This is a genomic window from Bradyrhizobium sp. Gha (genome assembly GCF_900113735.1).
Classification (GTDB): Bacteria; Pseudomonadota; Alphaproteobacteria; order Rhizobiales; family Xanthobacteraceae; genus Bradyrhizobium.
The window spans coordinates 40,307-54,295 of record NZ_FOQM01000028.1 but is presented as its reverse complement, the minus strand read 5'-3'; the positions used below and the strand labels follow the sequence as shown (position 1 = coordinate 54,295).

Sequence of the window (13,989 nt, the reverse complement as noted above, 5' to 3'; positions counted from 1 at the left end):
GGACTGCTCCCTGTCGTTTAGGGCAGTTCGATTGACGTAACGCATTCGATGACGCGGCATCTTACGACCAAATCCGGCATGATGTCATCGGGCCAGATCAAGGCAATTGTGTCCGCCGGGCTCCGGTTACGCCGTATTGCCGGCGTCGATCGTGAACACCGTACCTGTCACGTTGCGACCGCCCTCGCCGAGCAGATATTCCACCATGCGCGCGACGTCGTCGGTCTCCGGCAGGCGGCGCAGCGCGCTGCGGCTGGCGATCCGCTTGCGGCCGTCGTCGGAGAGATTATGCGTGAGCTCGGTATCGATGAATCCGGGCGCGATCGCGTTCACGGTGATGCCGAGCTTGCCGACTTCGCGCGCGAGCGAGCGGGTGAAGCCGGTGGCAGCAGCCTTGGTCGCGCCGTAGACCGACAGGCCATTATAGCCTGTCGTCGCGATGATCGAGGAGATGTTGATGATGCGGCCGGCGCCATCGGCCATCATCTGACGCGCGACATATTTGGTGAGGATGATCGGCGACAGCACGTTGAGCTGCACCAGCGCCTCGATCTGCGAATTGTGCATGGTCGCGAGCAGCCCCTCGGTGCCGAGGCCGGCATTGTTGACGAGTCCGTAGGTCGGACCGAACTCGTCGCGGACGAGCTTTGCGAAAGCCGGGATCGCGTCGATCGCGGCGAGGTCGCAGGCGCGGAAATGCAGTCGCCCCTCGGAGACGCCGATCGCGGCCTTGAGCTCGTCGCTCTCGCGCCGCGCGGCTGCAATCACGTTGTAGCCGGCACCCACCAGGCGCTTGCCGATCGCAAGACCAATGCCGCGGCTGCCGCCGGTGACGAGAACATTATGCATCGGTGCGCGCCAGTTTGCCGGCCGGGGTGACATCGAGCGCCTCGACGAAGCGGATCACCGCCGGCACCTTGTGCGACGCAAGCTGCGCGCGGCACTGATCCAGGATCTGGTCGCGGATCTCTTTCGCCCGCGCCTGATCGGTGCCGTCAGCGAGGATCACGTCGGCAACGACGATGCCGCCGGTGATCGGGCTGCGGCGGGATTTGGCCCGCGACATCAGCACGTCAGGGTGACGGTTGATTGCCGCCTCGATCTCTTCGGGATGAACCTTCAGCCCACCGATATTGATGATGCCGCCGCGGCGGCCGACGAAATAGTAGCGGTCGCCGCGCAATTCGACGATGTCGCCACTGTCGACGAACCCCTCGCTATCGGTGAGCGCCGCAGCGTCGCGGCCAATGTAGGCGTGTGCCGTGCGGGTCGAGCGGATGCGAAGCGAGCCGTCGACGACCTTCATCTCGACACCATTGCGGTTGCCGAGATAATTGGCCGGAAAGCCTTCGAGCCCGTCATTGACGGCGAAGCCGACGCCGGCCTCGGTCGAGGCGTAGGCATGGCCGATGGAGGAATTGGGGAAGGCCGCCTTCAGGCCATCGAGCACCGCCTGGTCGGCGATCTCGCCGGAGAGCCGGACATAGCCCGGCTTGAATTGCGCGGCCGAGCCGCTCATCAGGAGCTTGCGCCAGTGCGAAGGCGTGCCGGAGATGTGTGAGACGCCGCGCGCAATCAGCCGTGCGACGTGATCGGGGAGCGCCTCATGCGGGTCAGACAACACCATCGAGCCGCCCGAGAGGATGGCGCGGAGGAAGATCTGCAGGCCGCCATAGCGGCGAATGTCATAGAACGTGGCCCAAACGGGCGCGGGTCCCTTTGCGGGACCCTCGGCGACGATGGCGCCGGTGAGCGCTTCCAGCGTGTGACCGACGACTTTGGGCACGCCTGAGGTGCCCGAGGTGAGCATCAGCCATTCTGTGGCGCGTTCGGTCTCGGCAGGGTCCGCGGGCTGAAGCGGCAACTGTGCGATGACGACCAGCGACACGCCGGTCGCGGCCCAACGATCGGGCTCGTCGGTGACGACGGCATCGATCCCGGCATCCGCGATCAGCGCGTCCAGATGGGCCGGGTTGAGATCCGGCGGGCACAGCAGCATGCGTCGGGCGATGCCGTCGAGCTCGATCATCGCAACGCCGGAACGGAGCTGGTCGGACAATTTCAGCAGCACCGCGCGGCCGGACAATTCGCGCAGGCGGCCACCGAGGACCGTCTGCGACAGGATGTCCGTCAGCGACACGACATCGTGGGCATCCGACAGGGTGCGGCCGGTCAGCTCCGTGCCGAGATGGTTGCGGAGCGCAAAGATCTCAGGCGGGGACATTTTCGTAGGCCCGCACGAAATCACCCACGGTGGCGGGGAACGCGGCGTCCTCGGAAATGGTGAAGGGGTCGACGCCGGTCTCGTCCTCGAGTCGCGCGACGAGGATTGCGAAGGCGAGCGAGTCGAACCCCGTCTCCTGCAGGGACAAATCGTCCGAGAGGGCGGGAAGCGTGACCTGCTGCTCCTTGGCGATCTGCTGGATCGCCTCGATGACCTTGGACCTTACCGACATGGCTGGCTTGCCTCTGAGTTAGTTAATCGATCGTGCTTCTTGCGGCGGCTCTCGGATGACCGCCTCCCATGGCACCTGTTTACCAGACAGAAGTAAATGGCCTCTTGGACAATTCGGATAAAATTGGACCTATCTGGCAATTTTGCTGCGGCTACAGCCTGATCGCGCCGCCCACGATCTGCGCAAAAGTTCCGGAATCGAGCGGAACGTAAGCGCCGGATCTCGGCTCGAGCATGAAAAGCGGTTCCGCTATCGCACCCGGGTCAAAGCCTGCGCGGGCGAGCTCGCCCTTCTTCTGCTTGAACGTTTCGGTCGCATCGAGCTCGCGCGAGATGCGGATGAAGACGGGACGGGCGTAAACCGGCAGGCGCTGCGCGAGATGGGCTGGCAGCGCTTCAATATCGAATCCCTCGTTCACGACGATCGCGCTCATGCCCGCGCGACCGTCGGTGCCGGGAATGCTCACGCCGTAGGTGGTGGCATCAACCACGCCCGCGAAATCGCGCACGGCGTCGTTGACCTCCGATGTCGCGACGTTCTCACCTTTCCAGCGGAAGGTATCGCCGATGCGATCGACGAAATGGAAGAAGCCCTTGTCGTCGAGCCGCATCAAGTCGCCGGTGCGGAACCAGGCATCGCCCTTGGCGAAGACGTCGCGCAGAATCTTCTTCTCGGTCTCGCCGGCATCGGTATAGCCCTCGAAGCGGCCGCCGCCCTCGTCCGCCTTGCCGATGCGACCGATGGCCTCACCCGCCTCGCCGCGGGCGCAAGGGACACAGAGGCCCTCCTCGTTGCGCAGCGGAGCACCGCCGTCGGGGTCGAGCTTGACGAGGCTAGCCGGGAAACGATGGGCCAGCAGCGGCGGAATGCGGCCGATTGCGCCAGGCTGCCCCTCGACGTTGAACAGCGAGAAATTGCCTTCGGTCGCGGCATAGAATTCGAGAATGCGCGGGATGGCGAAACGGCTCTGGAAATCCTCCCAGATGTCGCCGCGCAGACCGTTGCCGCACACTAGCCGCAGCCGATGACGATTCTCATATTCGGACGGCGGCGCCTTGAGCAGATAGCGGCAGAGCTCGCCGATATATTGAAACAGCGTACAATCGTGCCTGACGATGTCGGACCAGAAGTTCGAGGCCGAAAACCTCTCCGCGATCACCACCGAGCCGCCGGCGGCAAGCATGCTGCACGGCGCGACGATGCCTCCGACCGAGTGGAACAGCGGCAGGCAATCATAGAGCCGATCCTGCGGCGTCGCACCGGCCAGACCGGCGAACCAGAAGCCCCAATTGAGAATGCGACGATGGCTGATGCTGGCGGCCTTCGGCAGGCCTGTCGTGCCCGAGGTGTAGATCAGCAGCGCACGATCATCGATGGTGACGTCGCCGCGCTCTTCCGGCGACAGCGCCCCGTCATCAAGCACGGCGAGCGCAACGTCGATCGCGCGCTCGCTGCGGGCATCGCCATGGGTCCAGATCTTGGCCTCTGTCCTCAGATGCGGCGTGGCGCTCTCCAGCATCTCCATCATCTCGTGCGCGACGATGATATACGAAGGCTTTGCGACGTCGAGGCAATGCGCGAGAGATTGCCCGACCAGCCTGGTATTGATCAGTGCCACCACGCCGCCGACGCGGCTGATGCCGAGCCACGCCGCGACATAATCGATGCCGTTGGTCATGATCAGCGCGACGGTGTCGCCCTTGACCACGCCAACCGAGCGCGCCCAGCGCGCATAGCGATTGATGCGTTTCGACAGCGCGTCATAGTCGAGTCTGGCGTCGTCCGTGACCAGCGCGATGTGGTCGGGCTGGCGCCGTGCCCAATCGTCGACGACATCTGCGAACAAGCGGCCCGGCAATTTCTCGATCCGCGCGGTCAGCTCGATCGCCTTCAGCCAGATCTTTGAAGCCGAGGGTGCGCGCGCGGCTTTCGGCTGTTCGATGACACCGGTGCTCATGCCGTTCATTCTTCCGGAACCTGTCTGCTGGTTGCGGCAGCTTAGCTCGCGCGCCCTGCCCAGGTGTTAAGAGACAAGGTAAAAGCCTGACGGTGCAGGATTAACTCTAGTCGTCCTTTACCAAGCCGACCGGATCGGCGTGCGGTCTCGCGCTACTTGCAATATCTCATGAGGTGCCGAAGCTTCCCTCTCGCACAAGGGGGGAAGGGACAGAGAGAGCGGAGACGCGGACGATGATGAGCAGGCGACATTTCCTTCAAATCGCCGCCGGTGCCGGGGCTGCGCTCGCGGCGCCGCGTGCCTTTGCGATTGGCAACCCGTCCTATCCTTCGCGCAGCGTGAAATGGGTGGTGCCTTATGCACCGGGCGGGGCGACCGACGTGCTGTCCCGGCTGATCTGCCAGCGCCTGTCCGACCGGCTCGGACAGAGCTTCATCGTGGAGAACAAGCCGGGCGCCGGCGGCAATATCGGCACGCAGGCGGTGATCACGTCCACGCCGGACGGCTACACGCTGCTGCTGACCTCGACCGCAAATGCGATCAACGCCTCGTTCGATCCGACACTGCCTTACGATTTCGCCAAGAGCATAACGCCGGTCGCCGGCGTCGCACGCATTCCGCTGGTGCTCGTCGTCAACAACGATTTGCCGGTGAAGAGCGTCGCCGACTTCATCGCCTACGCCAAGGCCAATCCCGGTAAGATGTCGATTGCCTCCTCGGGCATCGGCACGTCACTGCATCTCTCCGGCGAGCTGTTCAAGTCCATGGCGGGCGTTCAGTTCACCCACGTGCCCTATCGCGGCTCCGCACCCGGCCTGACCGACGTGATGAGCGGCCAGATCCAGGGCATGTTCGACAACGTGACCTCGTCTTTTGAGCTGGTGCGCGCCGGCAAGCTTCGTGCGCTCGGCGTCACAACGCGCGAGCGATCGGACATCCTTCCTGACGTGCCGCCCATCGCCGACACACTAGCCGGCTACGAAACGTCTTCGTTCTACGGCGTCGGCGCACCCTTTGACACGCCGCGCGAGATCGTCGACCTGCTCAATCGCGAGATCGACATGGCGCTATCCGACGCCGGGATCAAGGCCCGCATCGCCGAGCTCGGCGCGATCCCGCTGCACGGCAATCCAGGCGAGTTCGGCGGCATGCTGACCGCCGAGACCGAGCGTTGGCGCAAGGTGGTGGAGCTGTCGGGAATCAGGAAGGAATAGCCTGCGGCTTCTGCGCGCCAAACGGACGGATGTTCATCCCGAACGACGGCATCGCAGACCTTTAGTACGCCCGCTTGTGGTGCCGGCGCGGGGGCGGCGGCTGATCGAAGGCATAATATGGGTTGATGTCGCAGGTTGCAGCGAGGCCGGACGCGGTGGCCCGGCACTGCGGCATTGACGTGAAGGAGCAGTCGAACCAGTCGCCGCCGCCACCGCGAAGACCGCCCGAGTAAACGTGCATGCACACCGGATAGTGTGGATCGTAGCGCTGGGCGCTGGCATCTGCCGCAACGAACAGCGTGGCAACGGCAGTGACGATCAGGAGCGGCAGGCGCATCGGACATGTCCTTAAAGCGGTGGCAACGGCAAGCGTTATGCCATTTCGATATGGCACAACAGCGCGGAAGAAGCGACCGTTCCTATTTATACCTCTCCCGCTTGTGACCTGCAGCAAAACCGGTCCGACACGTTGCCCTGGCGATCCGAAACCGCGAAGGCGCTCCGTGCCGAGCCTGCACTGAACGCATATCTCGCCACGTCAGTCCTTCGACAAAGGTCGCACGTGACTGGGGCAGGAAACCGTTCGCACGCCCGGGCGAAAGGACTAGTCTTGCGATCATAACGCCGCCCCGGACCCCTGATGTTCCAGGGCGATCAACAAACATATGGGCTGAAGGAAACGCACATGTGCGCTCGGGCTTCGGGCGCAGCGCCGCTGTGAGCGGGGCCAAGATGCGCTGGCCGGTCCGTGGGCTCAGGGCATGCAAGAGAGCTTTTCGTCTCCGTTCATCCGCTATCCGATCGGCACCTCGCTGCTGATGGCCGGCATCCTGTTCGTGGGCCTCGTCGCCTATCCCCTGCTGCCGGTCGCACCGCTGCCCCAGGTCGACTTTCCGACCATCCAGGTTTCCGCGTCGCTTCCCGGCGGCAGCCCGGAAACCATGGCGTCATCGGTGGCGCAGCCGCTCGAGCGCCAGCTCGCGCAAATTCCCGGCATCACGCAGATGACGTCGACGAGTTCGCTCGGCTCGGCCTCGATCACCATCCAGTTCGATCTCAACCGCCTGATCGATGCGGCCGCCAACGACGTGCAGGCCGCGATCAACGCCGCGAGCGGCCAACTGCCGAAGAATCTGCCCTCGCCGCCGACCTACCGCAAAGTCAATCCGGCGGATTCCCCGATCATGATCCTGTCGGCAAGCTCGGACACGCTGCCGCTGACCACCGTCAGCGACCGCACCGACGCCCAGCTCGCGCAGCAGATCAGCCAGATTCCCGGCGTCGCCCAGGTGTTCGTCGGCGGGCAGCAGAAACCCTCGGTGCGCATCCAGGTCGATCCGGCCAAGCTGGTCGCCAAGGGCCTGTCGCTGGAGGACGTGCGCAACCAGATCGCCATCGCGACCACCGACAGCCCGAAGGGCAATATCGACGGCACCAGGCGCGCCTACACCGTCTACGCCAACGACCAGCTGCTCGAGGCCAGCCAATGGCAGGACGTCATCGTCGCCTATCGCAACGGCGCGCCTTTGCGGATCCGCGACATCGGCGAGGCGGTGTCGGGACCGGAAGACATGAAGACCGCGGCCTGGGCCGACGGCAAACGCGGCGTGTTCCTCGTCATCTTCAAGCAGCCCGGCGCCAATGTCATCGAGACGGTCAACCGCATCAAGCAGAGACTGCCGCGGCTGATCGCGGCGATCCCGCCCGCGATCGGCATCAAGATCATCAGCGACCGCACCATCACCATCCGCGACGCCGTCGACGACGTGCAGATCACGCTGATGATCACCATCATGCTGGTGGTCATGGTGATCTTCGTCTTCCTGCGCAGCTTCTGGGCCACGATCATCCCGAGCATCACCGTGCCGCTGGCGCTGCTCGGCGCCTGCTCGCTGATGTGGGTATTCGGCTATTCGCTGGACAATCTCTCGCTGATGGCGCTGACCATCGCGGTCGGATTCGTGGTCGACGACGCCATCGTGATGCTGGAGAACATCACGCGATATGTCGAGCGGGGCGAGAACCCCGTCACCGCCGCCTACAAGGGGGCCGCCGAGATCGGCTTCACCATCGTCTCGATCAGCATCTCGCTGGTCGCCGTGCTGATCCCGCTGCTACTGATGGGTGGCATCATCGGCCGGCTGTTCCGCGAATTTGCGGTGACGCTGTCGATGGCGATCTTCGTCTCCCTCGTGGTGTCGCTGACCCTGACGCCGATGATGGCGTCGCGTTTTCTGCGCTCGGACCACGAGGCCCGCAGCGGCCGCTTTTACCGATGGAGCGAGCAGCTGTTCGAGCGTCTGCTTGGCGCCTATGAGCGCGGGCTCGACCTCGCTCTGCGGCACAGCCTCATTACGCTCTGCGTGTTCTTTGCCACGGTCGCGCTGTCGGCGCTGCTGTTCATCCTGATCCCGAAGGGCTTCTTTCCGCAACAGGACAACGGCTTCCTCACCGCGGTGTCGGAAATGCCCCAGGACATCTCCTTCGCCGAGATGAAGCGGCGGCAGGAAGAGCTCAATGCCATCGTGCAGGCGGACCCTGCCGTCGATTCCATCGCGATGTTCATCGGCGGAGGCGGCACGGCGCTGAATTCGGGGCGCATGTATGTCACGCTGAAGCCGATCGGGGAACGCGACGCGAATGCGCAGCAGATCATCGCGCGGCTGCGGCCGAAGCTCGCCAAGGTCGAGGGCGCGCGCCTCTATATGCAGGCCTCGCAGGACGTGCGGCTCGGCGGCCGCGCGACCCGCACTCAGTTCGAGTTCACGCTGCAGGACGCCAATCTGGCCGAGCTGAACGCCTGGGCACCGAAGATCCTGACGGAAATGAAGGGCCTCCCGGAGCTTCGCGACGTCGCGACCGACCAGCAGACCGAGGGCACCACGCTGCAGCTCACGATCAACCGCGACACCGCCGCGCGTTACGGCATCCAGCCGCAGCTGATCGACGACACGCTCTATGATGCCTTCGGCCAGCGCCAGGTGGCGCAATATTTCACGCAGACCAACAGCTATCACGTGATCCTCGAGATCACTCCTGCGCTGCAAGGCAAGCTCGACACGCTCGACAAGCTCTACATCAAGTCGCCCCTGACCGGCGACGAAGTTCCGCTCTCGGTGATCTGCAGCTGGAATGACGACCCCGTGCGCCCGCTCGCCATCGCACATCAAAGCCAGTTTCCCGCAGTGACGATTAGCTTCAACCTTGCCGAAGGCGTTGCGCTGGGACAGGCAACCGCCGCCGTGATGCGCGCGGTGGGCGAGATGGGCGCGCCGCCGACGCTGTCCATGAGCTTCCAGGGCACCGCGCAGGCATTCCAGCAATCGCTCGGCACCGTGCCGATGCTGATCCTCGCCGCTCTCGTCGTGGTCTATCTGGTGCTGGGGGTGCTCTACGAGAGCTACATCCACCCGCTGACCATCCTGTCCACGCTGCCATCGGCCGGAGTCGGCGCGATCGCGATCCTGATGATATCAGGCTTCGATTTCAGCCTGATCGCCCTGATCGGGGTCATCCTCCTGATCGGCATCGTCAAGAAGAACGGCATCATGATGGTGGACTTCGCCATTGCCGCCGAGCGTGAGCAGCATCTGACCCCGGAGCAGTCGATCCGCCAGGCCGCGCTGCTGCGCTTCCGCCCCATCATGATGACGACGATGGCGGCCCTGCTCGGCGGCGTCCCGCTGATGCTGGGCACCGGCACCGGCGCGGAGATCCGCCAGCCGCTCGGCTACGCCATGGTCGGCGGCCTCGCGGTCAGCCAGGCACTGACCTTGTTCACGACGCCCGTCGTCTATCTCTACCTCGACCGCTTCTCCAACGCGCTGTCACGCTGGATGGCGAGCAAGCCGGAAGTCGAGGTAGAGAGTGAACGACAGAAGGACGCGGCGGAGTAGGTAGGCGGCGCTCCTGCCAGCTCCTCGGTCATTGCGAGCGCAGCGAAGCAATCCAGGATTGTCTCCGGGGAGAGAGTCTGGATTGCTTCGTCGCCAGGCGCAAAATTGCTTCGCAATTTTGTCGCTGGCTCCTCGCAATGACGGGATACGACGGGTCTCACCCGAGCCCCTGCAACACCAGCCGGTTGAGCCTCGCGGTGAACGCGGCCGGATCTTCCGGCAGCTCGCCATCCAGAATCTGCGCCTGCTCGAGCAGGAGCAGGCTGAGATCGTCGACCGTCTTCGAGCCGGCCTGCGCCTTGGTGATCGCCGTGACCATCGGGTGGCGCAGATTGATCTCCAGGATCGGCTTGGTCCGCATGCCGCGGTTCTGCTGCGCCAGGATTCGCTCGAGCTCGCGGCTCGGGCCCTGGCTATCGGCGACGAGGCAGGAGGCAGAGCTGGTGAGACGGGTCGAGGCCTTGACGTCGCTGACGCGCTCGCCAAGCGCGGCCTTGATCACCGCGATGGTGGCGGCCTCATCCGCCTCGGGCTCGTCCTTCTTCGCCTCGTCCTTGTCGTCGACGCGCGGAATCAGGTCGAGATTGAGGTCGCCCTGGCTCAATGACTTCAGCGGCTTGCCCTCGAACTCCGTCGGCATCGAGGTCCAGAACGCATCGACGGGATCGGACAGCAGCAGCACCTCGATGCCGCGCGCGGTGGCAGCTTCCAGTCGTGGACTGGCCTTCAGCCGCTCGATGCTCTCGCCGACAAGATAATAGATCTCGGTCTGGTTCGGCTTGAAATCGGCGACGACGTCCTTGAGCGCGCGCTTCTCACCGGCCGTGGTGGTAAAGCGCGACAGAGCGAGCAGCTTTTCGCGGCGCTCGAAATCCTCGTAGATGCCCTCTTTCAGCACTGCACCGAAGGCGTCCCAGATCTTTGCGAAATTCTCCGCGTCCTTCTCGGCAAGGCTTTCGAGCTCGTTGACGACGCGGGTCGCCACCGCTTTCCGGATCTGCGCCAGCTGCGGATTGTTCTGGAGCATCTCGCGCGAGATGTTGAGCGGAAGATCCTCGCTGTCCACGACGCCGCGGATGAAGCGCAGGTAGCCCGGCAGCAGGTCGGCATCGTCAGTGATGAAGACGCGGCGGACATAGAGCTTGACGCGGCCCTTGCGGTTCGGCTCGAACAGGTCGAACGGCTTGGTCGACGGCGCGAACAGCAGCACGGCGTAGGAGTAGCGGCCTTCGGCACGGTAGTGCAGGGTCATCGCGGGATCGTCGAAAGCGGATCCGATCTGCTGATAGGCCTTCTTGTAATCATCAGCCGAAAGTTCGGATTTCGAACGCTGCCATAGCGCGCTCGCTGAGTTGATCTGGCGAGGGTCGCCTTCGCCAGGCACCAGCTCGATCGGGAACAGGATATTGTCGGAATAGGCGCCAACGATGCGCTCGATCTCGTATGTTTCGAGATATTTCCTGGCGTCGTCCTTCAGATGCAGGACGATCTCGGTGCCGCGCGCCACGCGCGCCGCTTCCTCGTCACTGGCGCGCGCGATCTCGAAGCCCGAGCCGCCTGAGGACGTCCAGGTCCAGACGTCGCTCTCACCGGCGCGGCGGCTGATCACGACGATCTTGTCGGCGACCATGAAGGCGGAATAGAAGCCGACGCCGAACTGGCCGATCAGGCCGAGGCCGTCCTTGGCCTCCTTCAGCTTCGAGACGAACGCCTTGGTGCCGGAGCGGGCAATCGTGCCGAGATGGTCGATCAGCTCCTGCCGCTCCATGCCGATGCCGTTGTCGGCAACGGTCAGCGTTCCCGCCGCCTTGTTCGGGACGATCCGGATCTTGAGCGCGTCGCCCTCGCCCAGCAAGGCCGGATTGGCGATCGCCTCATAGCGCAGCTTGTCGCAGGCATCCGATGCATTGGAGACGAGCTCGCGCAGGAAAATGTCGGTTTCAGAATAGACGGAATGCACCATCAGGTGCAGCAGCTCGGAGACCTCGGCCTGGAAAGGCTGCGTGTGCGTGGCCGTATCGGACGTCGTCATGCGTTTACCCGGTCAATCAGAAGTGGAGAAAGCCCGGATATAACGCGATGGAATGGGGGATCAAGTGGGCACGCCAAATGCCATCCCGACGGAAGGCGGTTTTGACGACGCGGATCAGGTCACGCAGCGGCCGGGCTGGAGCAGTTTTGCGACTTCGGTCAGGGAGCTGACCATGGGCTCGCAGGCGATCGTCGGCTTGCGGCCGGGCTTCAGCAGCAGGGGAGCCGGCTTCGCATTGCCGGTCTCGACGACCGAGGGGACGCGCAACAGCACGGACGTATCGGCAAGGTCATTGAGCCGCATCGAGACGGTGCGGGTGGGAACCGCTGAAGGTTTCAGGGCACCCAGGCGATCGGACTTGCCGGCGCGATTGACATTCTCACTTGCGACGTTTCGGCCCGAGGTTGAGCCGGTGACCGCCTGCCAGCGGTCGGCCATATCCTGGCCAGAGGCCAGTTGCACGGCGCCAACCTGGACGACCCCAAGCGTTGCGACGAGTGCGACGGCACCCAGAAATACCTGTTGAATCTGTGGCATGGCTGTCGGTCCCTCGCCCCATGGCGATCGCGGGAACAACGCGAGGAGAGGACCGGAGTTTCCCAGAGGTTAAGATCACTTAACCGTGTGCCAAATTCACGCCAATCCGCACAAAAAATTTCGCAACCGCCTGGAACGACTTCGGGGCCCGTGAGTCGTCTCAACAGCCGGCTATTCCCCCCTGCCCCATAAGCCGGCGACGTAGGGCGCGACTGTGGTGATGCCAGTCGCGCCTTACTTTTGTCTGGTGTTTACTTCGCCTTCCCCGCCAGCCAATCCCGCCCCTCGCCATAGAGCTTCTCAACCTCGGGGCCGATCAGGCCCGGCATGTCACGCTTGACCTTGTAACCGATCAATTCCTGCATGTAGGCGAGATGGCGATAGCCTTCCGGCAGCGCGGCGAGCGCCTGCTGGTCGAGACGGAGTGTCGCGGCGGGATCAACCGGGTCGATCCGGTCCTTCTCGTAGATCGGCTGACGGCGGACGATGCCCCATTGGCCCTTTCGTTTCTCCAGGAAATCGTAGAATCGCCCGGTGCAGACGACGTCGCAGAGCACGTCGTGTACCAGGGCCCGCTGCGAGATCGTCATCTTGGTCTGGGCAATCGCCCGCTCGCCGGCGAGATCGATGCTGATGCCGCCGAGGAAATGCAGGATGCGCACGCCCCTGGCAAAGCCTTCCTGGCTGACCCGCATGAAATCTCGCGCCGGCCCCTGAAACCAGGTCGCGGACATCCAGCCCTCTTCGTGCCAGACCGTGGCAAACCGCTCCCAATCACCGGCATCGCGCCACACCGCCCAGTTCTCGACGAGGTCGCGGATGGCGAGGCGGTCGAGCAGTTGCTGGTCCAACATGCGAAGTCTCCGGATGGCTTGAAGCGGCGAGCGATGTCATCGCGGCGAGATATCAACGGGGCAATAAGATTGCCGTCAAGCGTGCGATGGCTCGCAGCCGTTCGAATTGCCCACAACGACGAAGCGCGATACGCGTAGCGAACCTTGCAATCAACCTGATGGCGACTAGTATTGCCGCGATGCAGATGAAATCCCCGTTATTGGCCGCGCTTTTCGGGCTGCTGGCGGCGTTCCCCGCCTCCGCACAGACCGATACCCAGAGCGAGAATGTCAAAGCGTGGAAGGCAGGGATTGCGGCGCATATCGCCAGCAACAAGTTTTTTCCAGCGAACGGATTGGGACAAACCGGCCAAGCCAAGGTCGCATTCTCCATCGACCGGTCAGGCAAATTGATTTCGCGGGCGTTGACGGAAAGCGCCGGCTCGCGGGCGCTCGACGATGCGGCGCTCATGATCATCGCCCGCGCCGAACCCTTTCCGGCACCGCCTTCGGAATTGAAGGACCAGTCGTTCTCGTTCACCGTGCCGATTGTCTTCACCGGCCGACAATTCCAGGTGTCGCCCTTCGCGATCCTGTTGAGCAAGCCGGATCCCTCTCTCACCGAGGCCGAACCGATGACTGCCTGGCGCAAGGCCGTTACCGAGCATGTCTGGCGCAACAGGACGTTTCCCCCAGAGGCTGTCGGTCAGAAGGCCGATGCCGGCGTCACATTCGTGGTCGATCGTTCTGGCAAGCTGATCTCGAGCGCCTTGGTTGAAAGCACCGGCTCCGCGCCGCTGGATGCCGCCGCCCTCGCCATGGTCGAGCGATCCGTGCCGTTCCCGAGGCCGCCTGCCGGGGCGAAAGATGATCTGCAGAGAGTGACCGTCCTCATGGCTTTCGACGGGACACGGCTAAACCTGGGGCCGTCGCCGGAGCAGGAAAGATTGCTCCAATCCTGGATCGAAGGCCAAGCCAAGCTGAATGCGAAATCCCCCGGACCGAACGATACCAAGCTGAATTCCATGCTTCGCAGCATTTGCCGCGGCTGCTGAGTCAGAGCA

General features: G+C 63.8%; 11 protein-coding genes. 3 read left to right on the top strand and 8 right to left on the bottom strand.

All coding sequences use genetic code 11. The annotated features are described in order from the left end of the window. Nucleotides 1-126: 126 nt before the first annotated feature. The 4 genes from BM222_RS27845 to BM222_RS27830 all read right to left on the bottom strand — a co-directional run bounded on the left by BM222_RS27845 (nucleotide 127) and on the right by BM222_RS27830 (nucleotide 4,422). Nucleotides 127-849: an SDR family NAD(P)-dependent oxidoreductase gene (locus BM222_RS27845; protein WP_092235195.1), complete on the bottom strand. Its 723-nt coding sequence runs from the start codon at nucleotides 847-849 to the stop codon at nucleotides 127-129. Beyond that, on the bottom strand, nucleotides 842-2,224 hold the full coding sequence (locus BM222_RS27840; protein WP_177243504.1) for a class I adenylate-forming enzyme family protein: 1,383 nt from the start codon (nucleotides 2,222-2,224) through the stop codon (nucleotides 842-844). Before BM222_RS27840 ends, BM222_RS27845 begins: the two co-directional genes overlap by 8 nt. Next, the gene (locus BM222_RS27835; RefSeq protein WP_092235189.1) at nucleotides 2,211-2,456 is read right to left on the bottom strand and encodes an acyl carrier protein; all 246 of its coding nucleotides are present in this window, start codon (nucleotides 2,454-2,456) and stop codon (nucleotides 2,211-2,213) included. The genes BM222_RS27840 and BM222_RS27835 overlap by 14 nt, the downstream gene beginning before the upstream one ends. Nucleotides 2,457-2,607: 151 nt before the next feature. Next, the gene (locus tag BM222_RS27830; RefSeq protein ID WP_092235186.1) at nucleotides 2,608-4,422 is read right to left on the bottom strand and encodes a long-chain-acyl-CoA synthetase; all 1,815 of its coding nucleotides are present in this window, start codon (nucleotides 4,420-4,422) and stop codon (nucleotides 2,608-2,610) included. 224 nt (nucleotides 4,423-4,646) lie between these two features. Here BM222_RS27830 and BM222_RS27825 point away from each other — a divergent pair, with 224 nt between their 5' ends. Further along, nucleotides 4,647-5,627 carry a Bug family tripartite tricarboxylate transporter substrate binding protein gene (locus BM222_RS27825; RefSeq protein WP_092235184.1) on the top strand — a complete coding sequence of 327 codons (981 nt, stop codon included), beginning with the start codon at nucleotides 4,647-4,649 and terminating at the stop codon, nucleotides 5,625-5,627. A 61-nt stretch (nucleotides 5,628-5,688) separates the two neighbouring features. On the opposite strand, the gene BM222_RS27820 is transcribed toward BM222_RS27825, so the two are convergent. Further along, nucleotides 5,689-5,964, bottom strand: a complete 276-nt coding sequence (locus tag BM222_RS27820) for a DUF3551 domain-containing protein (protein WP_092235181.1) — start codon at nucleotides 5,962-5,964, stop codon at nucleotides 5,689-5,691. A gap of 424 nt (nucleotides 5,965-6,388) precedes the next feature. Between BM222_RS27820 and BM222_RS27815 the strand changes: the two genes are divergently transcribed. Continuing rightward, nucleotides 6,389-9,523 carry an efflux RND transporter permease subunit gene (locus BM222_RS27815; protein WP_092235178.1) on the top strand — a complete coding sequence of 1,045 codons (3,135 nt, stop codon included), beginning with the start codon at nucleotides 6,389-6,391 and terminating at the stop codon, nucleotides 9,521-9,523. A 157-nt stretch (nucleotides 9,524-9,680) separates the two neighbouring features. On the opposite strand, the gene htpG is transcribed toward BM222_RS27815, so the two are convergent. The 3 genes from htpG to BM222_RS27800 all read right to left on the bottom strand — a co-directional run bounded on the left by htpG (nucleotide 9,681) and on the right by BM222_RS27800 (nucleotide 12,943). Further along, nucleotides 9,681-11,555 carry a molecular chaperone HtpG gene (gene htpG / locus BM222_RS27810; protein WP_092235174.1) on the bottom strand — a complete coding sequence of 625 codons (1,875 nt, stop codon included), beginning with the start codon at nucleotides 11,553-11,555 and terminating at the stop codon, nucleotides 9,681-9,683. Nucleotides 11,556-11,669: 114 nt separating this feature from the next. Beyond that, nucleotides 11,670-12,092, bottom strand: a complete 423-nt coding sequence (locus BM222_RS27805; protein ID WP_092235171.1) for a hypothetical protein — start codon at nucleotides 12,090-12,092, stop codon at nucleotides 11,670-11,672. Nucleotides 12,093-12,343: 251 nt separating this feature from the next. Then, nucleotides 12,344-12,943 carry a nuclear transport factor 2 family protein gene (locus BM222_RS27800; protein WP_177243512.1) on the bottom strand — a complete coding sequence of 200 codons (600 nt, stop codon included), beginning with the start codon at nucleotides 12,941-12,943 and terminating at the stop codon, nucleotides 12,344-12,346. Nucleotides 12,944-13,104: 161 nt separating this feature from the next. Here BM222_RS27800 and BM222_RS27795 point away from each other — a divergent pair, with 161 nt between their 5' ends. After that, nucleotides 13,105-13,980: an energy transducer TonB family protein gene (locus tag BM222_RS27795; RefSeq protein ID WP_244547268.1), complete on the top strand. Its 876-nt coding sequence runs from the start codon at nucleotides 13,105-13,107 to the stop codon at nucleotides 13,978-13,980. Nucleotides 13,981-13,989: the final 9 nt, after the last annotated feature.

Excerpts from the sequence above, each read along its gene's own strand:
- BM222_RS27825 (WP_092235184.1), top strand. The coding sequence starts at position 4,647 with ATGATGAGCAGGCGACATTTCCTTCAAATCGCCGCCGGTGCCGGGGCT.
- BM222_RS27795 (WP_244547268.1), top strand. The coding sequence starts at position 13,105 with ATGGCGACTAGTATTGCCGCGATGCAGATGAAATCCCCGTTATTGGCC.
- BM222_RS27835 (WP_092235189.1), bottom strand. The coding sequence starts at position 2,456 with ATGTCGGTAAGGTCCAAGGTCATCGAGGCGATCCAGCAGATCGCCAAG.
- BM222_RS27805 (WP_092235171.1), bottom strand. The coding sequence starts at position 12,092 with ATGCCACAGATTCAACAGGTATTTCTGGGTGCCGTCGCACTCGTCGCA.
- BM222_RS27830 (WP_092235186.1), bottom strand. The coding sequence starts at position 4,422 with ATGAACGGCATGAGCACCGGTGTCATCGAACAGCCGAAAGCCGCGCGC.
- BM222_RS27840 (WP_177243504.1), bottom strand. The coding sequence starts at position 2,224 with ATGTCCCCGCCTGAGATCTTTGCGCTCCGCAACCATCTCGGCACGGAG.
- BM222_RS27815 (WP_092235178.1), top strand. The coding sequence starts at position 6,389 with ATGCAAGAGAGCTTTTCGTCTCCGTTCATCCGCTATCCGATCGGCACC.
- BM222_RS27820 (WP_092235181.1), bottom strand. The coding sequence starts at position 5,964 with ATGCGCCTGCCGCTCCTGATCGTCACTGCCGTTGCCACGCTGTTCGTT.
- htpG (WP_092235174.1), bottom strand. The coding sequence starts at position 11,555 with ATGACGACGTCCGATACGGCCACGCACACGCAGCCTTTCCAGGCCGAG.
- BM222_RS27845 (WP_092235195.1), bottom strand. The coding sequence starts at position 849 with ATGCATAATGTTCTCGTCACCGGCGGCAGCCGCGGCATTGGTCTTGCG.